Origin of the sequence: Methylobacterium terricola, from assembly GCF_006151805.1 — a bacterium.
Taxonomy (GTDB): Bacteria; Pseudomonadota; Alphaproteobacteria; order Rhizobiales; family Beijerinckiaceae; genus Methylobacterium; species Methylobacterium terricola.
Genome location: NZ_VDDA01000010.1, coordinates 197955 through 220165 on the forward strand (window position 1 = coordinate 197955; position 22211 = coordinate 220165).

Consider the following 22211-nt stretch of genomic DNA (forward strand, 5'->3'; position numbering starts at 1 on the left):
AGCCGATCACCCGGCCTTGCCGAGATAGGGGCAGTTTCCCGCCTCGATCGGCCGGAACGCCCGGTCGCCGGGAATCGTCGCGATCAGCTTGAGCAGGTCCCACTCGCCCTTCGATTCGGCCGGGGCCTTCACCTGCATCAGGTACATCTCGTGGACCATGCGGCCGTCCTCCCGCACCCGGCCGTTCTTGGCGTAGAAGTCGTTGACCGGCGTCTCGCGCATCTTGGCGATCACCGGCTTGGCCGCATCGGTCCCGGCCGCCTGGACCGCCTTCAGGTAGTTGGCGATGCTGGAATAGACGCCGGCCTGGAACTGGGTCGGCATGCGGCCGTGGCGCTTGAGGAAGCGCTGGGCGAAGGCGCGGGTCTCGTCGTCGCGGTCCCAGTAGAAGCTGGTGGTGAGCAGCATTCCCTGCGCTGTCTCGAGGCCGATCGCCCGCAGGTCGACCACGTCGATCAAGAGCCCGACGAGCTTCTGGCCCTGCTGCTGGATGCCGAACTCGCCGGCCTGCTTGGCCGCCGTCGCGGTGTCGCCGACCGGATCGGCCAGCGCGATCACCTTGGCGCCGGAGGCCTGGGCCTGGAGCAGCGCCGAGGAGAAATCCGCCATCCCCATCGGGTGGCGTACCGAGCCGATGACCTTGCCGCCGGCGCGGGTCACCGCTTGGCCGGTGTCACGCTCCAGCGCGTGCCCGAAGGCATAGTCGGCGGTGACGAAATACCAGGAGGTCGCGCCCTGCTGCACCAGGGGACCGGCGGTACCGTTGGCCAGCGAATAGGTGTCGTAGGTCCAGTGGATCGCGTTCGGCGAGCAGGCCGGGCCGGACAGGTCGGAGGAGCCGGCCGAGGAATTCAGGAACAGCCGGTCGCGCTCGCGGGTGAGATTCTGGACGGCGAGCGCCACCGACGAGGTCGGCACGTCGGCCACCACGTCGACCTGCTGCAATTCGAGCCACTGGCGGACGATGTTCGAGCCGACATCCGGCTTGTTCTGGTGGTCGGCGGAGACGACCTCGATCCGCTTGCCGAGCACCGTGCCGCCGAACTCCTCCACCGCCATCCGGGCCGCGGTGACCGACCCCGGGCCGGTGCTGTCGGCCTGGGACGCGCTCATGTCCGACAGGACGCCGATCTTGACCACGTCGTCGGAGACCTGTGCCTGCGCCGCAGCCGCGCTGAGGGTCGCGGCCAGCGCCAGGCCGGCGCGCCGAAGGGCTCGTTTCATGATTTCCTCCCGGTTTTCCCCCATGCTGGCGGGGGATGGGAGGACGGTCAAGCTGAAGCCTCGATCGCACGTCGCGACGCTTGTCATACCCTACGCGTCATTCCGGGATCCGCTGATGCGCCGCCGAAATGACCGGAAGGACGATCAGTTGCGAAGGCGCGAGGCATCCCGCGCTGGGCTCACAACCTCCGCAGCGCCACGCTCTCGATGCGGTGGCTCGCGCCCTTGGCGAGGATCAGGCTGGCGCGCTGGCGCGTCGGCACGATGTTGTCGCGCAGGTTCAGGAGGTTGATGCGGTTCCACAGCCCGTCGGCGATGGTCAGCGCCTCCTCCTCGCTGATCTCCGCGTACTTGCGGAAATACGACAGCGGGTCGCGGAAGGCGGTGTGGCGCAGGCGCAGGAAGCGGTTGACGTACCAGCGGTGCAGGTCGTCCTCGTGCGCGTCGAGATAGACCGAGAAGTCGAAGAAGTCCGAGACGAACGGGATCGCGGTGCCGTCCCGCGGCAGGCGGGCGGGCTGGAGCACGTTCAGCCCCTCGACGATCAGGATGTCGGGCCGGTCGACCACCGTATTCTCCCCCGGCACCACGTCGTAGACGAGGTGGGAGTAGAGCGGCGCCGCGACGTGGCGCTTGCCGGCCTTGATGTCGGCGAGGAAGCGCAGCAGCGTCGGGGTGTCGTAGCTCTCCGGGAAGCCCTTGCGCTCCATCAGGCCGAGGCGGTTCAGCTCGGCATTCGGGAACAGGAACCCGTCGGTCGTGACGAGGTCGACCTTCGGGGTGTTGGGCCAGCGGGCGAGCAGGGCCTTCAGCACCCGGGCGGTGGTCGACTTGCCGACCGCGACCGAGCCGGCGACCCCAATGATGTAGGGCACCTTCACCTCGCGCTCGGCGAGGAGGAAGCGCTGGGTCGCCTTGAACAGCCCCTGCGTCGCCGCGACGTAGAGCGACAGCAGCCGCGACAGCGGCAGGTAGATCGCGATGACCTCTTCGAGGGAGATCGGGTCGTTGAGCGATTGCAGCCGCATCACGTCCTCGGCATTGAGGGTGAGCGGCGTATCGGCGCGCAGGTGCGCCCATTCCTCGCGGGCGAAGACCCGGTAGGGCGAGAGGTGGGCGGTCGCCTCGTCGAGGCTGGCGGCGAGTTCCGCGGCGCCGAGGGTGGGGGCCATGCTGGCGCCGTTGGTGCCGGCCTCGGTCATGCCGGCCTCCTCGCCGCCTTCTCGGCGATCCCGCTCTGGGCCGTGCGCCGCTCCAGCTCCGCCATCACCGCCTCGAGCGGGATCTCGGCGGTCCGCAGCACGACGAGCAGGTGGTACAGCACGTCCGCCGCCTCCGCCGTCAGCCCGTCGCGGTCGCCCTGCACCGCCGCGATGGCGGCCTCGACCGCCTCCTCGCCGAGCTTCTTCGCCGGCCGCGCCGGCCCGCCGGCGACGAGCTTGGCGGTGTAGGATTCCTCCGGCGAGGCGGCGGCCCGCTCGCGGACGATGCGGTCGAGGTCGGCGAGGGTGAAGGTGGTCATGCGGCGGCCATCGGTGTTGCGGAGGAACCCTGGAGCCGGCCATGCCGGGCGGTCAAGCCGCAACCCGCGGCATTTGCTGCGGCGATTGCCGATGAGTCAGGGCGTCGGATCGAGCCGCATCGCCAGGCCCGCCGCCGCCATATGGGCCTTGGCCTCGGCGACGGTGTGCTGGCCGAAATGGAAGATCGAGGCGGCGAGCACCGCGCTCGCGCCGCCATCGCGCACCCCCGCCACGAGGTCGTCGAGGCCGCCGACGCCGCCCGAGGCGATCACCGGCACGCTGACCGCGTCGCTGATCGCCCGGGTCAGGCCGAGATCGTAGCCCGAGCGCATGCCGTCGCGGTCCATCGAGGTGACCAGCAATTCGCCGGCCCCCTTCCCCGCCACCAGGCGGGCGAAGTCAATCGCGTCGATCCCGGTGGGCTTGCGGCCGCCATGGGTGAAGATCTCCCAGCGGGCGGGCTCGTCGGCGCCTGAGACGCGCTTGGCGTCGATCGCCACGACGATGCATTGCGCGCCGAACTTTTCCGCCGCCCGCGCCACCAGATTCGGGTCGTTCACCGCGGCAGTGTTGATCGAGACCTTGTCGGCGCCTGCGAGCAGCAGGGTGCGGATGTCCTCGACCTTGCGCACCCCGCCGCCGACGGTGAGCGGCATGAAGCAGGCCTCCGCCGTGCGGCTCACCGCATCGAGCAGGATGCCGCGGTCCTCGTGGCTCGCCGTGATGTCGAGGAAGCAGAGCTCGTCGGCCCCGGCGCGGTCGTAGGCCTTGGCGGCCTCGACCGGATCGCCGGCGTCGCGCAATTCGAGGAACTGCACGCCCTTGACGACGCGGCCGTCCTTGACGTCGAGGCAGGGGATGATGCGGGTCTTGAGCACGGGGCGTTGGCTCACTCGTGAACGAACGGGCGTGTCATCGCCTCGTCGCGCGTGAAGGGGCAAGTGGCGGGAACGGCCTTGGGAGCGAGGCCGGTTTCGCGAATCGCGTCGAGTCGTGCCTGCAGGTAGGCGCGCTCAAACGCCTCGTCGAGGCGGGATTTGAGGCTAGGATTGTCAGCGATCGTCAGCCTGACGTGTTTGCGATGTGTCGCGATCGAGACCTCCCAGCTCGCGCAGCGGTGGCTCGGCTGGTACTCACACTTGAGCATATGAAGCTGGACCAGCGCATAGAAGCTGACGAGGCGGTTGAACTCCGAGCGGCCCAAGCTCTCGATCTCCTCGGCCAAGTTCTCACGGTCGAGCGCCGAGAAGTCGCCGACGCGGAGCGCCGCAGCCTGCTCCCTCGCCCAGCCGTAGATATCGTCGGCATAGGCGGTCATCGGGCGCGGGGAAGACGGCCGCATCGGCGGCGGCTTGGACTTGCGGGTCGCGGCCGTCATGCTGTCACATGCCTCCGGAAAGCGACCGCGATCCTATCACGCGGCGAGCCCCAGCGCCTCACGCCGCCGGCTGGGTCCCGCCCTGCGCGGCCGTCGCCCGCGCGATGGCGGCCAGCGCCTCCTTCGGGTCGATCCGGCCGTCATAGAGGGCGCGGCCCGTGATCGCCCCGGCGAGGCTCGCGCAATCCGGCTCGAGGATCCGGTGCACGTCCTCGATCGAGGCCAGCCCCCCGGAGGCGATGACCGGGATCTTCACCGCCTGGGCGAGGCCCAAGGTCATCGGGATGTTGAGGCCCTTGAGGATCCCGTCGCGGGCGATGTCGGTGTAGATGATCGCGGCGACGCCGGCATCCTCGAAGCGGCGGCCGAGCTCGTCCGCCGTGACCGTCGAGGTCTTGGCCCAGCCCTCGACCGCGACGCGTCCGTCCTTGGCGTCGATGCCGACGGCGATCTTGCCGGGGAAGCGGCGGGCGGCCTCGCGCACGAAGGTCGGGTCCTTCACCGCGGCGGTGCCGATGATGACCCGGCTGACGCCCTTGGCGAGCCAGGCCTCGACCGTGCGCATCTCGCGGATGCCGCCGCCGAGCTGCACCGGGATCTTGACGGCGGTCAGGATCGCGTCGACCGCTGCCGCGTTCATCGGCGCCCCCGCGAACGCCCCGTCGAGATCGACCACGTGGAGCCAGGAGAAGCCCTGCTCCTGGAACGTCGCGGCCTGCGCCGCCGGATCGTCGCTGAAGACGATGGCCTGGGCCATGTCGCCCTGCACGAGGCGGACGCAGCGCCCTTCCTTGAGATCGATGGCCGGAAACAGGATCACGCGTCGTCACCGCAAGGCTTGAGAAGAGGGAGCGGCGGCCGCTCTCAGGGCCGCCAGCGCAGGAAGTTGCCGATGAGCCGCAGCCCGAGAGTCTGGCTCTTCTCGGGATGGAACTGGGTGCCGGCGATGGTGCCGCGGGCCACCATGGCGGTGACCGGCCCGCCGTAATCGGCGCTCGCCACCACGTCCCCGGGCTCCGCCGGGGCGAGGGCGTAGCTGTGGACGAAATAGGCGTGCAGGCCCTCAGACCCGGTCGGGATCCCGTCGAGGAGCGGGTGCGGGCGGTCCGCCTGGAGCGTGTTCCAGCCCATATGCGGCACCTTCAGCCCGGGGTCCGACGGCCGGATCGGCGCGACGTCGCCGGGGATCCAGCCGAGGCCGGGCGTGACCTCGTATTCGAGGCCGCGGCTCGCGAGAAGCTGCATGCCGACGCAGATGCCGAGGAACGGCCGGGCGCGGCCATGCGCCACCTCGGTCATCGCCTCGACCATGCCGGACACGGCATCGAGCCCGCGTCGGCAATCGGCATAGGCGCCGACGCCTGGCAGCACGACACGGTCGGCGGCGGCAACGGTCTCGGGGTCGGAGGTGACGACGATGCGCGCATCGGCTCCGGCCTCGCGGGCAGCGCGCTCGAAGGCCTTGGCGGCCGAGTGCAGGTTGCCGGAGCCGTAATCGATGATGGCGACTGTCTCCGCGCTCAACGGAAGTCCTCCCGGGCCGCGGTGTGCGGGATCAACGAAACGAAGGAGTATGCGGTTGCGGCGCTCACCGGGGGCTCTGCGCCTCCGGGAACAGGCCGAGCGCCGGGCTCTCGGCGCGGACGCTCGTCGGCGTCACCACCGGCCGCGCCGGAGCCGCTCCGAGCCGGGCACCCTCCTCGCGTAGCCAGCGGGCGACGACCTTCACCTCCGCCTCGCGGGCGTCCGAGGCCGTCACCGCGTCGCGGATCGGCCGGCCGGTGCGGGCATAGGTCCAGCGCCGCAGGGACGAGGCTTCGAGGCCGACGAGCCACGACAGGAGCAGCGCGATCAGGAAGCCGGCGACCGGGTTCAGACCCAGGACGAAGCCCGCCCCCCAGACCACGATCTCGGCCGCGAGCACGACCAGCCCGGCGAGCCAGAGCCGGTGCCAGAAGAACCACAGGGCCGAGAACCAGAAGGCCGGCCAGACGAAGGCGTCGGGCACCAGCTTGGCCTGGTCGAGGGCTTCCGGCTCGCCGGGATCGACCTCGTCGGGGACGTGCAAGGTGTAGGTGGTCATCCGGTCTCCCCGGGATCCGTCGCGTGGTCTTGCTCGATATCTTACAACTTCAGAGCGAGCCCTTCGTCGAAGGGACCCGGCCGCCCTCGCGGGGGTCGACTTCGACGGCGTGCCGCAAGGCACGTGCCAGCCCCTTGTAGCAGCTCTCGGCGATGTGGTGCTGGTTGTCGCCGTACAGCGTCTCGACGTGGAGCGTGATCCCGGCATTCATCGCGAAGGCCTGGAACCACTCCCGCACCAGCTCGGTGTCGAAGACGCCGATCTTCTCGCGGGCGAACGCGGTGCGGAAGACCAGGAACGGCCGCCCCGAAATGTCGACGGCGACCCGGGTCAGTGCCTCATCCATGGGCAGGTGCAGGTCGGCGTAGCGGCGAATGCCGCGCTTGTCGCCGAGCGCCTGGGCGAAGGCCTGGCCGAGCGCGATACCGCAATCCTCGGTGGTATGGTGCTGGTCGACATGGAGATCGCCCGTCACCTTGATCTCGAGATCGAACAGCGCGTGCCGGGCGAGCAGCTCGAGCATGTGGTCGAGGAAGCCGACCCCCGTCGCGATGCTGGCCTTGCCGGTGCCGTCGAGGGTGAGCGCGACGCTGACGTCGGTCTCGGCAGTACGCCGGTCGACGCGGCCGGCGCGGAGGGTGGTCTCGGTCATCGCAGGTGGGGTCGCCAACGGGAAACGGGCTGCCTTGTTAAAAGGCAGCCCGTGGAAAGGCCAGGGGTGTTGCCGGCTTTATACCATCCATGCGCGCCAGCGCGTGGCCGGATCACCCCTGCGCCAACACCCGCGCGCAGATCGCGTCGAGCTTGGCCAGGAGCGCCGGATCCCGGTGGCCCGGGGCCGTCATGATGGCGCCGTCGAGCGCCCGGTCGGAGCGCGCCGGGCAGGGCTCGCGCTCGGCCGGGAAGTCGCGGGCGAGCCGGCTCACCAGGCGGGCGGCCTTGGCGGCGTTGGCGCGGGCCACCGCCACCACGGCGGCGACGTCGACGGCGTCATGCTCCGGGTGCCAGCAATCGAAGTCGGTCACCATCGCGATCGTCGCGTAGGTGATCTCGGCCTCGCGGGCGAGCTTGGCCTCCGGCATGTTGGTCATGCCGATCACGTCGTAGCCCTGCGCCTTGTAGGTCAGCGACTCGGCGTAGGACGAGAATTGCGGCCCCTCCATGCAGACATAGGTGCCGCCCTTCCTGACCGCGATCTCCTCGGCTTCCGCCGCGGCGAGGATGCGGGCCTGCAGGCCTGGCCCGACCGGATGGGCCATCGAGACGTGGGCGACGCAACCATTGCCGAAGAACGACGAGGTGCGGCCGACCGTCCGGTCGACGAACTGGTCCACGAGGACGAACAGGCCGGGATAGAGTTCCTGGCGGAACGAGCCGCAGGCCGACAGCGCGACGATGTCGGTGACGCCGGCGCGCTTCAGGACGTCGATATTGGCACGGTAATCGATGCCGGACGGCGACAGCCGGTGGCCGCGGCCGTGGCGCGCCAGGAACACCACCGGGGTCTGCCCGATGCGGCCGATGCGGAGCGCGTCCGACGGCTCGCCCCAGGGCGAGGTGATCGCCTCCTCGCGCACGTCCTCCAGCCCGGGCAGGTCGTAGACGCCCGATCCGCCGATCACTCCGAGAACGGCCTTGGCCATGAAGCTTCTCCTCTAACGAAAAGAGGCCCCTCGCGGGGCCTCTGGACGACTGGACTGGGTGAGGTCAGTGCGTCTTGTGCAGCTCGGGCTGCAGCCCGTGCGTCTCGCCGCCGACGTCCGACCAGATCTTCTTCTTCACGTAGTAGAGCAGGCCGGCCAGCACGATCAGGAAGAGCAGCGCCCGCAGGCCGAGCGACTTGCGTGCCAGGAGGTGCGGCTCGGCCGTCCACATCAGGAAGGCGGTCACGTCGCGCGAGTACTGGTCGATCGTCTCCGGGGCGACCGGCTGTCCGTTCTTGCCCTTGGCGTAGGTCACCTGACCGTCGCTAAGGGGCTTGGGCATCGCGATGACGTGGCCCGGATAGTACTCGTTGTAGTGGCCGCCTGCCGGCACCGTCACGTCCTTCGGCGGCTCGTCCTTGTAGCCGTTGAGGAGGGCGTGGATGTAGTCGGGGCCCTGCTCGGTATAGCCGATGAAGGGCAGCCAGTCGATGATGAACCACAGGCCGCCGCGGGCGAAGGTGCGGGCCTTGGCCATCAGCGACAGGTCCGGCGGCGCCTTGCCGCCATTGGCGGCGGCCGCCGCCTGCTCGTTCGGGAACGGCGCCGGGATCTTGTCGGCCGGACGGCCGGGCCGCTCGAACATGTCGCCGGAATCGTTCGGCCCGTCCTTGACCTTGTACTCCGCCGCCAGCGCCTTGACCTGGGCGGCCGAGAAGTCGGGCCCGCCCTCCTGCTCAAGGTTGCGGAAGCGGATGTAGCTCAGGCTATGGCAGTTCGAGCAGACCTCGCGGTAGACCTGGAAGCCGCGCTGCAGCTGCGCCTGGTCGAAGGTGCCGAACATCCCCGAGAAGGTCCACTTCTCGCGGTGCGGCAGCGGTCCATGCTCTTCCGCGGAGGCGGCGCCGACCGACAGGATCGCGGCGAAAGCGGCCGCCAGGAGGGCGCGTGTCCCGAGAGCGCGTGTTCTGATCATTCCCCTCGATGCCCCTTGCGGCGTCGTCAGTCTTCTGTGTGGTCGAGGAGCGGGGCGGACGCCTCCCAGCATCCGCCCAACCCTTGCGGAGTTGTCAGCCCTTGGTCGGGGGAGCGGCGGTGGCGCCGGCCGGCATGCCGGACGAGCCGACCTGCTTGCCCGGGCCGGTGACGCTCTCGAGGATCGAGCCCGGCAGGGGCTTCGGGGTCTCGAAGAGGCCGACCAGCGGCATCACGATCAGGAAGTGGGCGAAGTAGTAGAAGGTGGCCAGGCGCGAGGCGAGGACGTAGCCGCCCTCCGGGGGCTTCGAGCCGAGCCAGCCGAGCAGGAAGCAGCAGAAGATGAACACCCAGAAGAACTGGCGGTAGATCGGGCGGTAGTTGGCCGAGCGGACCCGCGAGGTGTCGAGCCACGGCGCCAGCGCCAGGATGATCACCGCCCCGAACATCAGGATCACGCCGCCGAGCTTGTCCGGCACCGCGCGCAGGATGGCGTAGAAGGGCAGGAAGTACCACTCGGGCACGATATGCGCCGGCGTCACGGCGGGGTTCGCCGGGATGTAGTTGTCGGCGTGGCCGAGATAGTTCGGCTGCAGGAAGATCCAGTAGGCGAAGAAGACGAAGAACACCACCACCGCGAACACGTCCTTGATGGTCGCGTAGGGGGTGAAGGGCACGGCGTCCTTGCCGGTCTTGATCGGGATGCCGGTCGGGTTGTTCTGGCCGGTGACGTGCAGCGCCCAGACGTGCAGGACGACGACGCCGGCGATCATGAACGGCAGCAGGTAGTGCAGAGAGAAGAAGCGGTTGATGGTCGGGTTGCCGACCGAGTAGCCGCCCCAGAGCAGGCTCTGGATCGTGTCGCCGACGATCGGGATCGCCGCCAGGATGTTGGTAATGACGGTGGCGCCCCAGAACGACATCTGGCCCCACGGCAGGGTGTAGCCGAGGAACGCGGTCGCCATCATCAGCAGGTAGATGATCACGCCGAGGATGTAGAGCACCTCGCGCGGGGCCTTGTACGACCCGTAATAGAGGTTGCGGAACATGTGCACGTACACCGCGATGAAGAACATCGAGGCGCCGTTGGCGTGCATGTAGCGCAGGAGCCAGCCGTAATTCACGTCGCGCATGATGTGCTCGACGGAGTTGAACGCCTCGGTGGCGGAGGGCTGGTAGTGCATCGCCAGCCAGACGCCGGTGATGATCTGCGAGCCCAGCATCACGATCAGGATCGCGCCGAAGGTCCAGAAGTAGTTCAGGTTGCGCGGAACCGGGAACGCGATGAACGACGAATGGACCAGGCCGACGATCGGCAGCCGGGCCTCGAACCACTTCGCGATGCGGCTCTTGGGAACGTAGGTGGTAGCGTGTGCGCTCATGGGGCAGCCCGCGTCTGGCGTTGCTTCACGATCGGCTTAGTTCAGGCGGTGGCGCCTTCGCCGATGCGGACCTTGGTGTCGCCCTGGAAGGCATAGGGCGGGATCGGCAGGTTGATCGGCGCCGGACCGCGGGTCACGCGGCCCACCGCGTCGAACTGCGAGCCGTGGCAGGGGCAGCCCCAGCCCTCATGTCCGTTGGCGTTGGCGATCGGCACGCAGCCGAGATGGGTGCAGTTGCCGTAGGCGACGAGCCAGCGCTCGTGGCCGTCCTTCACGCGGCCCAGGAACGGGGCCGGATCGATCAGGCTCGCCGGGGCGACCGCCTTCATGTCGGCGACCTCCTTCTCGGTGAGGTGGCGCACGAAGATCAGCTTGCCGCGCCAGAACACGTTGACGATCTGCCCGTCGGCGATCGGGGTGAGGTCGACGTCGATCGGCGCGCCGGCGGCGATCGTCTCGGCGTCGGGAGCCATCGAGGCGACGAAGGGCCAGGCCAGAGCGGCGGCCCCGACCACGGCGCCCGCGCCGGTGGCGAGGAACAGGAAGTCCCGGCGGGTCGTCCCGTGGGGATGCGCGGCGTCGGAGGGGGCGGCGGTGGTGGCCAAGTTCCGGCTCTCCCGAGAGATCGTTGACGGCGCGGGCCGCCGCCTGCGCGGCGAAACGGCGTGGAAACCCGCGGATAAGGTCGGCGAGGTTCTGGTTCCCCGATCCTGTCGGACCGAAGCACCTCCCCGCTCATGGCGGCAATGCGACCGGGCGTCGCCGCGCGGGTAGCTCTGTTGCACGGCCAAGCCCCGGAATAAAGGGCGAAAAGGCCCTTCGATCCGGAGGAGTTCCAGATTTCCCGCGAGTGTGTCGCGGGTTCCCGGGACGGCCTGCGGGAGCCGTCCCGGGGGGCGCCGAGCCTATTCGGCCGGGGCGCCGACGCGGCCCTGAACCGCAGGTGCGCCGGTATGGCTCAGGCGCAGGACCGTGATCATGCCGACGATGCCCGCGCAGGCGATCAGCAGCAGGCCGCCGGTGAAGCTGCCGGTCCAGTCCTTGATCGCGCCGACGGCGTAGGGCGCGACGAAGCCCGACAGGTTGCCGATCGAGTTGACCACCGCGATCGCGCCGGCGGCGGCGGCGCCCGACAGGGTCTCGGTCGGCAGCGTCCAGGTGATCGGCAATGCGCCGAAGATGCCGAGTGCGGCGCCCGAGAACAGCACGACCTTGACGATCGGATCGGGCACCAGCGCCGCCCCGATGGTGCAGAGCGAGGCGCAGGCGAGCGCCGCCGCGAGGTGGTAGCGCCGCTCGCGCTTGGCGTCGGAGCGCCGGCCCCACCACAGCATGCCCACCGTGCCGACGGCGTACGGGATGATCATCAGGAAGCCGGTCTGGGCGTTGGTGAGCCCGAAGCCCTTGAAGATCTGCGGCAGGAAGAAGCCGAAGGCGTAGAGCAGCGCGACCGCGCCGAAATACACGACCGCGATGGCGAGCACCCGCGGGTTGAGGATTTCTCGCGTCAGCGGGACATGCCCCTGGCGCGGGCTGCGGGCCTTCTCGGCGGCGAGGGTCTGCTCCAGCCAGGCGCGCTCGTCGGGAGCGAGCCACTTGGCGTCGGCCGGGCGGTCGGTGAGGTAGAGGTAGGTCATCACCGAGAGCACCAGAGCGGGCAGCGCCTCGATCACGTAGAGCCACTGCCAGCCCCGGAAGCCGAGCAGGCCGTCCATCTCGAGCAGCAGGCCGGAGATCGGCGAGCCGATGACGCTCGAGAGCGGGATCGCCACCATGAACAGCGAGACGATGCGGGCGCGGTAGGCGGCCGGGAACCACAGCGTGAGATAGAAGATGATGCCCGGGAAGAAGCCGGCCTCGGCCGCACCGAGCAACAGGCGCATGATGTAGAAGCTGGTCTCGCCGCCGATGAAGGCCATGCCGCCGGAGATCAGGCCCCAGCTCATCATGATGCGGGCGATCCAGCGCCGTGCGCCGAACTTCTCCAGCGCCAGGTTCGACGGCACCTCGAAGATGAAATAGGTGATGAAGAACAGGCCGGCGCCGAGGCCGTAGGCGGTGGCCGAGATGCCGAGATCCCGGTTCATGGTCAGCGAGGCGAACCCGACATTGACCCGGTCGAGATAGGCGACGAAGTAGCAGACGATCAGGAACGGGATCAGCCGCCAGCTGATCCGCTTGATGGTGCGGGCTTCGATGTCGGTCGTCACGGCGGCCTCCTCCCGGGCGGGTCTGGTTGTAGCGAGATTCTTGTTGCGGCCAGGATGTCGCGCTCGGCTCCCGGCTCCGGCGCTCGGGATGACCGGATTGTTCCGGATTGGCAAGGAGCGACGATCGGTGGGGGTACCGCGCACTTGTGGGAGGCCGCTCTTCTGGTCTAGTGCTCCCCTTCCCCGCCGGTGATGCACCGCAGCGAGGCCGCTTCAGCGGCCCCGCGCGAGCCGGTGCTCGCTCGAAGCTCGAAGACCCGCGCCATGCACACGCCACGCCGAGACAGCGGAGCCGACCGTCACCAGCTCACCGGAGCCCGCGTGCTCGTGGTCGAGGCCCGCTACTACGAGGAGATCTCCGACGAGCTCCTCGCCGGCGCGACGGCGGCGATCGAGGCGGCCGGCGCCGAGGCCGTGGTCGTCACGGTGCCGGGCGCGCTCGAGATTCCCCAGACCGTCGCCATCCTGCTCGAGGCGGCGGCCCGGGCACGCACGCCCTACGACGCCGTGGTGGCGCTCGGCTGCGTCATCCGCGGCGAGACCGGCCACTACGACATCGTCGCCGGCGAGAGCGCCCGCGCGCTGATGGACCTCTCGGTAGGCCTGCGCCTGCCGCTCGGCAACGGCATCCTGACCGTCGAGACCGAGGCCCAGGCCCAGGCCCGTGCCCGCGTCGCCGAGATGAACAAGGGCGGCGGCGCGGCGGAGGCGGCGCTTGCGGTACTGGCGCTTCGCCGGGCCGAGGAGGCGGGCCGCCAGGATCGCACCATCGGCTTCACCCCCCGCCGCCAATCGGAGACCGAGTGAGATGAAGCCCGCCGAACGCAGCGGCGCCCGCCTGGCGGTGGTCCAGGCCCTCTACGAGATGGAGATCTCCGGCAAGGGCGTGATCGACGCGCTGGCCGAGTTCGAGGCGTTCTGGATCGGCCAGGTCATCGACGAGGTCGAGCACCCGCCGGCCGAGACCGCGTTCTTCCGCGACCTCCTGCGCGGGGTCGTCGAGGAGCAGCGGGCGATCGACCAGCGCCTCGACGCGGCGCTCGCCGCCGGCTGGCCCCTGCGCCGCCTCGAAGCGGTGGTGCGGGCGATCCTGCGCGCCGGCGCCTACGAGGTGATGTTCCGCCGCGACGTGCCGGTGAAGGTCGCGATCTCGGAATATGTCGACGTCGCCCACAGCTTCTACGAGGGCGAGGAGCCCGGCCTCGTCAACGCGGTGCTCGACAAGGTCGGCCGCGCGGTGCGGCCGGACGACTTCACCAAGGGGTCCGCGCCCAAAGGAGCCACGACCAAGGGTTCCCGCGCCGGCTGAGGCGACGCGGGACGGGTCCCGGCGACACGGCGCGACGAGCCGGGCGTTCGGGACAATTTTCCCTTTCTCGCGTTGGGTTATCATCGCGCCCGCCAGCCTGCGCCCGCGCAACCGGCCGGGGGGCAGGTGGAGCACGTTTCCGTCGATTGCCCGTCCCCCCGCCGCGAGAGCGCCCCGCGATGGCAAGATCTGGTTTGCCCCGCCCGACAGAGGATGAGCTGATCGCCCGCTACTTCGCGCCGCTCGCCGGTGCCGGCGGGCTGTCCCTGCGCGACGACGCGGCCCTGCTGACGCCGAGCCCCGGGCACGACCTTGTTCTCACCGCCGACGCGGTGGTGGCCGGCGTGCACTACTTTCCCGACGACCCGCCCGCCTCGATTGCCTGCAAGGCGCTCGGCGTGAACCTGTCCGACCTCGCCGCCAAGGGCGCCGAGCCACGGGGCTTCCTGCTGACCCTGGCACTGTCCGACGAGTGGGACGAGGCCTGGCTCGCCGAGTTCTGCACCGGCCTGAGCGAGGCCGCGGCGCTGGCGAGTTGCCCGCTTCTCGGCGGCGACACCGTGCGGGCGGGAGGCTCGACCCTCGTGGGCATCACGGCGCTCGGCGAGGTTCCGGCCGGCACGATGGTGCGGCGGGGCGCGGCGCAGGCCGGCGACCGGCTGCTGGTCTCCGGCAGCATCGGCGATTCGGCGCTGGGCCTCAGGCTGCGGGCCAAGCCCGCCGCGCCCTGGGGCGAGGCCCTGTCCTTCCCGGCCCGCGCCGCCCTGGTCGACCGCTACCTGCACCCGCAGGCCCGCCTCGCCCTGGCGCCGGCCCTGCGCGCCCATGCCCGCGCGGCGATGGACGTGTCCGACGGGCTCGTCGGCGACCTTGCCAAGATGATGCGGGCCGCCGACCTGAGCGCCGAGGTCGAGATCGCGCGGGTCCCCCTCTCGGAAGCCGCCCGGGCGGCGCTCGCGGCGGGCGCCGCCCTCGAGATCGCGCTCACCGGCGGCGACGATTACGAGATCCTGTGCGCCGCCGATCCGGCCGAGGTTCCGGCCCTGCAGGAGGCCGCCCGGCGGGCCGGCGTGCCGCTCACCGAGATCGGCATCGTGACCGATCGCAGCGCCCCGCCGGTCTTCCGCGCGGCCGACGGCACCGCGGCGGGCTTCCGCTCGGGTTCGTTCAGCCACTTCTGACCCGATTCCAAAATTCGGCCCCGGCGCCGAAAGTCTCAAGCGGACGAAGCTTGGGAGCGTTTGCGCTCGGGTGGGAAGTTTGGCACGACTAGGCGGCGGATCGGCGCTGGCGCGCGGGCCCGCTCAACAGGGAGGGAGGCCCGCTTCGCGCGTACACGGCCGCTCGCCATCTCGGCCGTCCGACGTCGCGGGAATGCCCGACAATCAAGGACGGTAGAATGACCGCACTCCTGCTCATCATCCTGGGCGGCCTCTGCGCCGTTGCCTACGGCATCGTCACCATCAACGACGTCATGCGGCGCGATGCCGGCACGCAGCGCATGCAGGAGATCGCCGGCGCGATCGCCGAGGGCGCCCAGGCTTACTTGCGCCGGCAATACCTCACCATCGGGCTCGTCGGCGTGGTGCTGTTCGGGCTCCTCGCCTGGTTCCTCGGCCTCAAGGTCGCGGTCGGCTTCCTGATCGGCGCCGTCCTGTCGGGCGTCGCCGGCTTCATCGGCATGAACGTCTCGGTCCGGGCCAACGTCCGCACCGCCCAGGCCGCGGCCCAGTCCCTCGGCGCCGGCCTGTCGGTGGCGTTCAAGTCGGGCGCCGTCACCGGCATGCTGGTGGCCGGCCTCGCGCTCCTCGGCGTGGCGCTCTACTACACCTACCTCACCCGCTTCGCGGGCCTGAACCCGGCGAGCCGCGAGGTCATCGACGCCCTGGTGGCGCTCGGCTTCGGCGCGTCCCTGATCTCGATCTTCGCCCGGCTCGGCGGCGGCATCTTCACCAAGGGCGCCGATGTCGGCGGCGACCTCGTCGGCAAGGTCGAGGCCGGGATCCCGGAGGACGATCCGCGCAACCCCGCCACCATCGCGGACAATGTCGGCGACAATGTCGGCGATTGCGCCGGCATGGCCGCCGACCTGTTCGAGACCTACGCGGTCACCCTCGTCGCCACGATGGTGCTGGCGGCGATCTTCTTTGCCGGCCAGACCGATGTCGGCGGCCGCAACGTGCTCGAGACGATGCTGATCTACCCGATGGCGATCGGGGCGGCCTGCATCGTCACCTCGATCATCGGCACGTTCTTCGTGCGGCTCGGCTCGAACCAGTCGATCATGGGGGCGCTCTACAAGGGGCTGATCGGCGCCGGCGCGCTCTCGATCGTCGCCATCGCCGGTCTCAACCTCGTCATGTTCGGCGGCTTCTCGACCCGCTTCACCACGGCGGGCGGCGACAGCTTCACCTCGCTCAGCCTGCTGCTCTGCGCGGTCGCCGGCCTCGTCATCACGGCGCTGATCGTCGTCATCACCGAGTACTACACCGGCACCAGCTACCGGCCGGTCAAGTCGATCGCCCATTCCTCGGTCACCGGCCACGGCACCAACGTGATCCAGGGCCTGGCGATCTCGCTTGAATCGACCGCGCTGCCGGCCCTCGTGATCGTCGCCGGCATCATCGTGACCTACTCGCTTGCCGGCCTGTTCGGCATCGCCATCGCGGTCACCGCCATGCTGGCGCTCGCCGGCGTCGTCGTCGCCCTCGACGCCTTCGGGCCGGTCACCGACAATGCCGGCGGCATCGCCGAGATGGCGGGGCTACCCAAGGAAGTGCGCAAGTCGACCGACGCGCTCGACGCCGTCGGCAACACCACCAAGGCGGTGACGAAGGGCTACGCCATCGGTTCGGCGGGCCTCGGCGCCCTGGTGCTGTTCGCCGCCTACACCTCGGACCTCGACTACTTCATCAAGAACGCCTCGCCGACGCAGTATCGGTTCTTCCAGGGGGTCACGGTCGATTTCTCGCTCCAGAACCCCTACGTGGTCGTCGGCCTGCTGCTCGGCGGCCTGATCCCGTACCTGTTCGGCGGCATCGCCATGACGGCGGTCGGCCGCGCCGCCGGCGCGGTGGTCGAGGAGGTCCGCCGCCAGTTCCGCGAGAAGCCCGGCATCATGCAGGGGACCGAGCGGCCCGATTACGGCCGCGCCGTCGACATGCTGACCAAGGCGGCGATCAAGGAGATGGTGGTCCCCTCGCTGCTGCCGGTGCTGTCGCCGGTGGTCTTGTTCTTCGTGATCCAGGCCATCGCCGGCAAGGGCCAGGCCTTCGCGGCGGTCGGCGCGATGCTGCTCGGCGTCATCCTCACCGGCCTCTACGTCGCGGTCTCGATGACCTCCGGCGGCGGCGCCTGGGACAACGCCAAGAAGTACATCGAGGACGGCCATCACGGCGGCAAGGGCTCCGACGCCCACAAGGCCGCGGTGACCGGCGATACCGTCGGCGACCCCTACAAGGACACCGCCGGCCCGGCGGTGAACCCGGCGATCAAGATCACCAACATCATCGCGCTGCTGCTGCTGGCGATCCTGGCGCATAGCTGACCGCAGAGAACCGCCCCGGCGCCGAGGATAGGGGCGCCGGGGCGGGCGTTCCCCAGCAGGCTTGATCTATCGCAGATTTGTCGCAGGGCCGGTGACCCCTCCCGCGCAATCGGCTTAGCCGCGCCAGCTCATGTTCATGGACATGCCCTCGCAGCAGCAGCCGCCCTTCTTCCCCTTCATGGCGCCGTGGTTCATCGCCATGGCGCCCTTCGGCGCGGCCTTGCCGCACATCATGGCGCCCTTGCCCTTACCGCCTCCGCAGCAGGACATCGCCATCGCCGGCGAGGCCGCCAGCAGCAGCAGGGCGGCCGATGTCAGGACGATCCGTTTCATGGTCTTCCTCCTTGCACGACGAATTCGTCGGTCGTGGCCTCGCTAGGCCCGTCCACTGGATAAAGGTCAAGCCACCGATCAGTGGTGCATGGCCAGCATCCAGAGGGCCATGGCGACCATCATCGCGTTCTCGGTAAGCGAGACGAATCCGAGCGGCACCTTGCTCGACCCGCCGACGCAGGCGCATGTGATGTCCCGCTTGTCGACGTAGACCGCCTTGAACACCGAGACGGCCCCGACCGTGCCGATGAACAGGGCCACCGGGATCGAGATCCAGTTCAGGGCACCCGCCACCATCAGGATTCCGGCGATGCCCTCCAGGAACGGGTAGGCGTAGGCGTAGCGCACCCAACGTCGGCCGAGCAGGTCGTAGCCCAGGAACATCGAGGAGAAGCTCTCGACGTCCTGCAGCTTCAGGAGGGCGAGCACGCACATGCTGAAGGCGATGAACCACTCCGCGGCGCGGAGAGTGAAGGGGGTCCCGTCAACAGCGTGGCTCGCCGCCAGGGCCATCAGCGCCGTCATCGAGAACACCGCGACGACGGGCACGTAGGTCGTCCTGTTCGGGTCGTTCGCGGGCTTGCCGAAATGGCGCCGGAGGTCGTCGAAGCCGCCGACCCGCTCGCCGTTGATGAAGGTCTGGGGCGTCGTCCTGACCTGGTGCTCGGCCTTGAACCGGTCGGTCTCCTCCCGCGTGGTCAACAGGTGGTCCTCGACCTGGAAGCCCTCGCGTTCGAGAAGATCCTTGGCCTTGAGCCCGTACGGGCAGGTATGTTCGGGGGTGGCCATCCGGTAGAGGACCGCCTTGCGGATCGTGGATTCGGGCATCGTGCTCTCCTGCGGGATCTCGGGTGACGCGGTCCGGATCGGCTACTTGCCGTGCTGCTTCAGCCAGCCCTCCATCTCGGAGATCTCCTTCTCCTGGTCGTCGATGATCTTCTGAGCCATCGCCCTGGTCGCGGGATCCTTGGCGTAGTCGAGCGCCACCTTGGCCATCGCCACCGCGCCCTTGTGGTGCGGGATCATGTGCGTGCGGAAGTCGACGTCGGCGTCGCCGGTATAGGGCACGTGCATGTCGCGCATCATCGTCCTGTCGGCGGCCTTGAAGTCCTTGGTCGAGGCCGCGTCCTTCGGATCCGGCTTCATCGCCTGGATCATCGTCGTCATGTCGTGGTCATGGGTCGCGGAGGCATCGCCCGGCATCCGGTGGGCGCCGTGGGCATGTGTGCCCTGGGCGATGGCGGGACCGGCCGACAGCAGGGCAATGGCGGCGAGGATGCGCAGCGGGATCATGGGTCTTCCTCTCGATGGGGATCAGGTGGAGTGGCCGTGGCGGTCGCGTCGTGAGAGCCGCGTCGGCATGGGCGTGCGCGGACCCCGCCGGAGCGGCGGAACGCAGCGGCAAGGGCGGCGGCAAAACGGATCGACGTGAACGGGAATCCTCGCGTCGGAGCTTTCGGACGGCGCCGCTCTTGGGCGCAGTCCGGGCGTCGCGCGCCTCCAGGCGCGCTACGTCACGCGCGGGTTCGTGGGGGCTCGGGCAGAGCCTCGGGGCCGATGCCGGCAAGCCGGGGAAGGTCGCGCGGGATCAGCGTGACGGCCCGGAACAGGGACGGTGACACCAGGGAGGACCCGGGCAGGATACACGTGGCGCAGCAGGCCATGGTCGCGCAGCAGCGGGTGCCGCAACCGGACCGGCAGCGATGGTCATGGGTCGGCATGAGGCGCGCGGCCTCGGCGGCCACCGGGGCAAGCGCGACCTTGGGTGTCACGGAGGCCGAAGGCGCGGTGGCCTGAGGCGCCGGCCCGGCGGCCCCATGATGGGCGTGATGCGCATGACCCTCATGGGCCTGAACGGCGGACGGCACGGCGTAGGCGATGATCGCAAGGATCATCGCCGCCAGCAGGCGCGCGATCGGCCGGTCGAGGCTCATGGGGTCGGCTTACAGCAATTCCCGTGACGGGACCATGGTCGCGGTGAGGACGTGAATGCCGAGACGCGGGTTTGGTTGCCGATCTCGGGCGGCGTTCGACCGGCATCGCGGGCGAACGCGGCGGCGATCCCCGGGGGCCTTATTCGGGCTTCGCCCGCGCCTCGGTCAGCCGCGCCGCGTAGCGGGCGATCAGGTCGACCTCCAGGTTCAGCCGGTCCCCGACCCGGCGCTCGCCCCAGGTGGTGACCGCGAGCGTATGGGGGATCAGCAGCACCGTGAAGGTGTCGCCCGTCACACCGTTGACGGTGAGCGAGGTGCCGTCGAGGCAGACCGAGCCCTTCTCGGCGATGAAGCGCGAGAGGGACGGAGGCGCCCGGAGCACGAAACGCTCGCTCGGCGCCCAGACGTCGTCGACCTGGCCGGTCACCGGCTCGCGGGCGACGATCTCGGCGAGCCCGTCGACATGGCCGGTGACGAGGTGGCCGCCGAGCTCGTCGCCGATCTTGAGCGAGCGTTCGAGGTTCACCCGCCGTCCCGGCACCCACTCCCCGACCGTGGTGCGGGCCAGGGTCTCGGCGGCGGCGTCGATCTCGAAGGTGCAGCCGCCGTCCCGCGGCGTCACCGTGACGGCGGTGAGGCAGGGGCCCGAGCAGGCGATCGAGGCGCCGATCAGGATGCCGGCGGGGTCGTAGGCGCAGTCGATGGCGATGCGCTTGAGCTTGGAATCGCCGGAGACCGCGGCGACGCGGCCGACATCCGAGACGAGGCCGGTGAACATCTACGGGCTCCGTGCGTGGCAGGTGAAGAGATCGGTGCCGATCCTGTACTCCTCCGCGACCGGAAAGTCCCCGGAGGCGAGGCGGGCCGCGAGATGTGGGCCGATCGCCGGCAGGCCGGGCTGGCCGAGAACGCAGTCGCCGGTGACGAGCAGGCACTCGTCGACGAGGTCGTCGCGGGCGAGTGCGTCGGCGAGCGTCGGCCCGCCCTCCGAGCAGATCCGGGTCAGGCCGCGGGCGCCGAGGAAGCGAAGGGCCGCGGGCAGATCGATGCGGCCGTCCGCGGTCACCGGCACCCGCTGGACCTCGGCGCCCGCCGCGCCCAGCGCCTCGGCCGCCGCTTCGGGCGCGTCGCGGCCGGCGAGGATCAGCGTCGGCACGGTGGCGCTGGTGCGCACCAGGCCGGCGCTGGGCGGCGTGCGCAGGCCGGGATCGAGGACGATCCGCAGGGGCGAGCGCGCCGCCATCCCGGGCAGGCGCACGGTCAGCGACGGGTCGTCCGCCAGCACCGTGCCGACGCCGACCATGATCGCGTCGCAATGGGCCCGCTGGAGGTGGATCTCGGCATTGGCGCGCGGGCCGCTGATCATCAGCCGCCCCTCCCCGCCCGCCGCGTAGCCGTCGGCCGTGCGGGCGAGCTTGAGGAAGACCGCCGGGCGGCCGCGCAGGATCCGCGACACGTGCCCGCGCTGGTCGCGCGCCGCCTCGGCTCCCATCAGCCCGACCGAGACGGCGATGCCGGCTTCCGCCAGCCGGGCATGGCCTCGGCCGGCGACCCGGGGGTCGGGATCGTCCATCGCGCTCACCACCCGGGCGACGCCGGCCGAGATGGTGGCGTCGGCGCAAGGGGATGTGCGGCCGTGATGCGAGCAGGGTTCGAGCGTCACGTAGAGCGTGGCGCCGCGCGCCGCCTCGCCGGCCGCCGCCAGCGCGACCCGCTCGGCATGCGGGCGGCCGCCCGGCTGCGTCACGCCCTGGGCCAGGATCCGCTCGGCCCCCGGCGGACCGCCGACCAGCACCGCGCCCACCGACGGGTTCGGCCACGCCTGGCCGAGATGGCGCCGGCCGAGCGCGAGGGCGAGGCGCATGTAGCGCCGGTCGGCTTGCTCCTGGGCGCTCACGACGCGCGGCTCCGCGGGCGCCGGGCCGGCGGCGGGTCCTCGGCCGGGGGCGTGACCTCCCCGGCCGACGCCTGCGCGGCACCGGCCGCGAGGTGGCCGAGCAGCTCCTCGAAGTCCCGCGCCTCGCGAAAATTCTTGTAGACCGAGGCGAAGCGCACATAGGCGACGTCGTCGAGGCCCTTCAGCCCCTCCATCACCGCCTCGCCGATCGCCTCGCTCGACACCTCGGCCTCGCCGCTGCTCTCGAGCCGGCGGGTGATGCCGCTGACCAGGCGTTCGATCCGCTCCGCCTCGACCGGGCGCTTGCGGAGCGCCGTCTCGACCGACCGCTGCAGCTTGTCGCGATCGAACGGCACCTTGCGGCCCGAGCGCTTGACCACGACCAGCTCGCGCAGCTGCACCCGCTCGAAGGTGGTGAAGCGGCCGCCGCAATCCGGGCAGATGCGTCGGCGCCGGATCGCCGAGCTGTCGTCGCTCGGGCGCGAATCCTTCACCTGCGTGTCGAGGCCGCCGCAATAGGGGCACCGCATCGGCCGCCCGTTCCTCTGCTACGAAAAAAGGGCCGGTCCCGCGCGGGACCGGCCCCGGAAGGGGCGTGTTCTAGAGCGCTCCCGGCGGAAGGGGAAGCCGGGAGATCAGGCTCTGACAGCTCAGCCGTAGATCGGGAAGCGGTCGGTGAGCGCGACGACCTCGCGCTTCGTCTGCTCCTCGAGGCCCGCATCGCCCCCCTCGCCGGCCCGGTGCAGCCCGTCCAGAACCTGCACGATCAGCTC

At 70.2% G+C, this 22211-nt stretch carries 25 protein-coding genes; 4 read left to right on the forward strand and 21 right to left on the reverse strand.

All coding sequences use genetic code 11. The features are described from left to right. Window positions 1-6 precede the first annotated feature (6 nt). The 14 genes from FF100_RS21140 to FF100_RS21205 all read right to left on the reverse strand — a co-directional run bounded on the left by FF100_RS21140 (window position 7) and on the right by FF100_RS21205 (window position 12418). A complete protein-coding gene (locus tag FF100_RS21140; protein WP_139037713.1) occupies window positions 7-1224 on the reverse strand; it encodes an ABC transporter substrate-binding protein in 1218 nt (405 codons plus the stop codon). A gap of 179 nt (window positions 1225-1403) precedes the next feature. Continuing rightward, a complete protein-coding gene (gene coaA / locus FF100_RS21145) occupies window positions 1404-2396 on the reverse strand; it encodes a type I pantothenate kinase (RefSeq protein WP_139037747.1) in 993 nt (330 codons plus the stop codon). Window positions 2397-2422: 26 nt separating this feature from the next. After that, the gene (locus FF100_RS21150) at window positions 2423-2746 is read right to left on the reverse strand and encodes a phosphoribosyl-ATP diphosphatase (protein WP_139037714.1); all 324 of its coding nucleotides are present in this window, start codon (window positions 2744-2746) and stop codon (window positions 2423-2425) included. Between the two features lie 96 nt (window positions 2747-2842). Continuing rightward, window positions 2843-3625, reverse strand: coding sequence for an imidazole glycerol phosphate synthase subunit HisF (hisF, locus tag FF100_RS21155; RefSeq protein WP_139037715.1), 783 nt, complete (start codon window positions 3623-3625; stop codon window positions 2843-2845). Between the two features lie 11 nt (window positions 3626-3636). Further along, window positions 3637-4125, reverse strand: a complete 489-nt coding sequence (locus FF100_RS21160) for a DUF29 domain-containing protein (RefSeq protein WP_246102196.1) — start codon at window positions 4123-4125, stop codon at window positions 3637-3639. 58 nt (window positions 4126-4183) lie between these two features. Beyond that, complete coding sequence (gene hisA / locus FF100_RS21165; RefSeq protein ID WP_139037716.1) at window positions 4184-4945, reverse strand: 1-(5-phosphoribosyl)-5-[(5-phosphoribosylamino)methylideneamino]imidazole-4-carboxamide isomerase; 762 nt, start codon at window positions 4943-4945, stop codon at window positions 4184-4186. Window positions 4946-4989: 44 nt separating this feature from the next. Then, window positions 4990-5649, reverse strand: a complete 660-nt coding sequence (hisH, locus tag FF100_RS21170; protein ID WP_139037717.1) for an imidazole glycerol phosphate synthase subunit HisH — start codon at window positions 5647-5649, stop codon at window positions 4990-4992. 64 nt (window positions 5650-5713) lie between these two features. Next, the gene (locus FF100_RS21175; protein ID WP_139037718.1) at window positions 5714-6208 is read right to left on the reverse strand and encodes a DUF2628 domain-containing protein; all 495 of its coding nucleotides are present in this window, start codon (window positions 6206-6208) and stop codon (window positions 5714-5716) included. Between the two features lie 49 nt (window positions 6209-6257). Then, a complete protein-coding gene (gene hisB / locus FF100_RS21180; protein WP_139037719.1) occupies window positions 6258-6860 on the reverse strand; it encodes an imidazoleglycerol-phosphate dehydratase HisB in 603 nt (200 codons plus the stop codon). A gap of 112 nt (window positions 6861-6972) precedes the next feature. Next, complete coding sequence (locus FF100_RS21185) at window positions 6973-7851, reverse strand: S-methyl-5'-thioadenosine phosphorylase (protein WP_139037720.1); 879 nt, start codon at window positions 7849-7851, stop codon at window positions 6973-6975. A gap of 64 nt (window positions 7852-7915) precedes the next feature. Next, window positions 7916-8827, reverse strand: a complete 912-nt coding sequence (locus FF100_RS21190; RefSeq protein WP_139037721.1) for a cytochrome c1 — start codon at window positions 8825-8827, stop codon at window positions 7916-7918. Between the two features lie 94 nt (window positions 8828-8921). Continuing rightward, entirely contained in the window at window positions 8922-10208 is a 1287-nt protein-coding gene (locus FF100_RS21195) for a cytochrome b (RefSeq protein WP_139037722.1), read from the reverse strand. A gap of 41 nt (window positions 10209-10249) precedes the next feature. Then, window positions 10250-10813: a ubiquinol-cytochrome c reductase iron-sulfur subunit gene (gene petA, locus FF100_RS21200; protein WP_139037723.1), complete on the reverse strand. Its 564-nt coding sequence runs from the start codon at window positions 10811-10813 to the stop codon at window positions 10250-10252. 300 nt (window positions 10814-11113) lie between these two features. Next, entirely contained in the window at window positions 11114-12418 is a 1305-nt protein-coding gene (locus FF100_RS21205) for an MFS transporter (RefSeq protein ID WP_139037724.1), read from the reverse strand. Between the two features lie 264 nt (window positions 12419-12682). On the opposite strand from FF100_RS21205, the gene ribH reads away from it, so the two are divergent. The 4 genes from ribH to FF100_RS21225 all read left to right on the forward strand — a co-directional run bounded on the left by ribH (window position 12683) and on the right by FF100_RS21225 (window position 17274). Next, window positions 12683-13225, forward strand: coding sequence for a 6,7-dimethyl-8-ribityllumazine synthase (gene ribH, locus FF100_RS21210; protein ID WP_139037725.1), 543 nt, complete (start codon window positions 12683-12685; stop codon window positions 13223-13225). Between the two features lies 1 nt (window position 13226). Further along, on the forward strand, window positions 13227-13727 hold the full coding sequence (gene nusB, locus FF100_RS21215) for a transcription antitermination factor NusB (RefSeq protein WP_139037726.1): 501 nt from the start codon (window positions 13227-13229) through the stop codon (window positions 13725-13727). A gap of 194 nt (window positions 13728-13921) precedes the next feature. Next, entirely contained in the window at window positions 13922-14908 is a 987-nt protein-coding gene (thiL, locus tag FF100_RS21220; RefSeq protein WP_425463330.1) for a thiamine-phosphate kinase, read from the forward strand. A gap of 218 nt (window positions 14909-15126) precedes the next feature. Beyond that, complete coding sequence (locus FF100_RS21225) at window positions 15127-17274, forward strand: sodium-translocating pyrophosphatase (RefSeq protein WP_139037728.1); 2148 nt, start codon at window positions 15127-15129, stop codon at window positions 17272-17274. 114 nt (window positions 17275-17388) lie between these two features. Here FF100_RS21225 and FF100_RS21230 read toward each other — a convergent pair whose 3' ends face one another. The 7 genes from FF100_RS21230 to nrdR all read right to left on the reverse strand — a co-directional run bounded on the left by FF100_RS21230 (window position 17389) and on the right by nrdR (window position 21968). Continuing rightward, on the reverse strand, window positions 17389-17607 hold the full coding sequence (locus FF100_RS21230) for a hypothetical protein (protein ID WP_139037729.1): 219 nt from the start codon (window positions 17605-17607) through the stop codon (window positions 17389-17391). 78 nt (window positions 17608-17685) lie between these two features. Further along, entirely contained in the window at window positions 17686-18435 is a 750-nt protein-coding gene (locus FF100_RS21235; RefSeq protein WP_139037730.1) for a MauE/DoxX family redox-associated membrane protein, read from the reverse strand. A gap of 42 nt (window positions 18436-18477) precedes the next feature. Continuing rightward, window positions 18478-18900 (reverse strand): CopM family metallochaperone, encoded by a 423-nt coding sequence (gene copM / locus FF100_RS21240; RefSeq protein ID WP_139037731.1) that lies wholly within the window; start codon window positions 18898-18900, stop codon window positions 18478-18480. A 221-nt stretch (window positions 18901-19121) separates the two neighbouring features. Then, window positions 19122-19541 (reverse strand): hypothetical protein, encoded by a 420-nt coding sequence (locus FF100_RS21245; RefSeq protein ID WP_139037732.1) that lies wholly within the window; start codon window positions 19539-19541, stop codon window positions 19122-19124. A 139-nt stretch (window positions 19542-19680) separates the two neighbouring features. After that, a complete protein-coding gene (locus FF100_RS21250; RefSeq protein WP_139037733.1) occupies window positions 19681-20319 on the reverse strand; it encodes a riboflavin synthase in 639 nt (212 codons plus the stop codon). Further along, entirely contained in the window at window positions 20320-21405 is a 1086-nt protein-coding gene (ribD, locus tag FF100_RS21255) for a bifunctional diaminohydroxyphosphoribosylaminopyrimidine deaminase/5-amino-6-(5-phosphoribosylamino)uracil reductase RibD (protein WP_139037749.1), read from the reverse strand. A 29-nt stretch (window positions 21406-21434) separates the two neighbouring features. Next, complete coding sequence (gene nrdR, locus FF100_RS21260) at window positions 21435-21968, reverse strand: transcriptional regulator NrdR (RefSeq protein WP_139037734.1); 534 nt, start codon at window positions 21966-21968, stop codon at window positions 21435-21437. Between the last annotated feature and the right edge of the window lie 243 nt (window positions 21969-22211).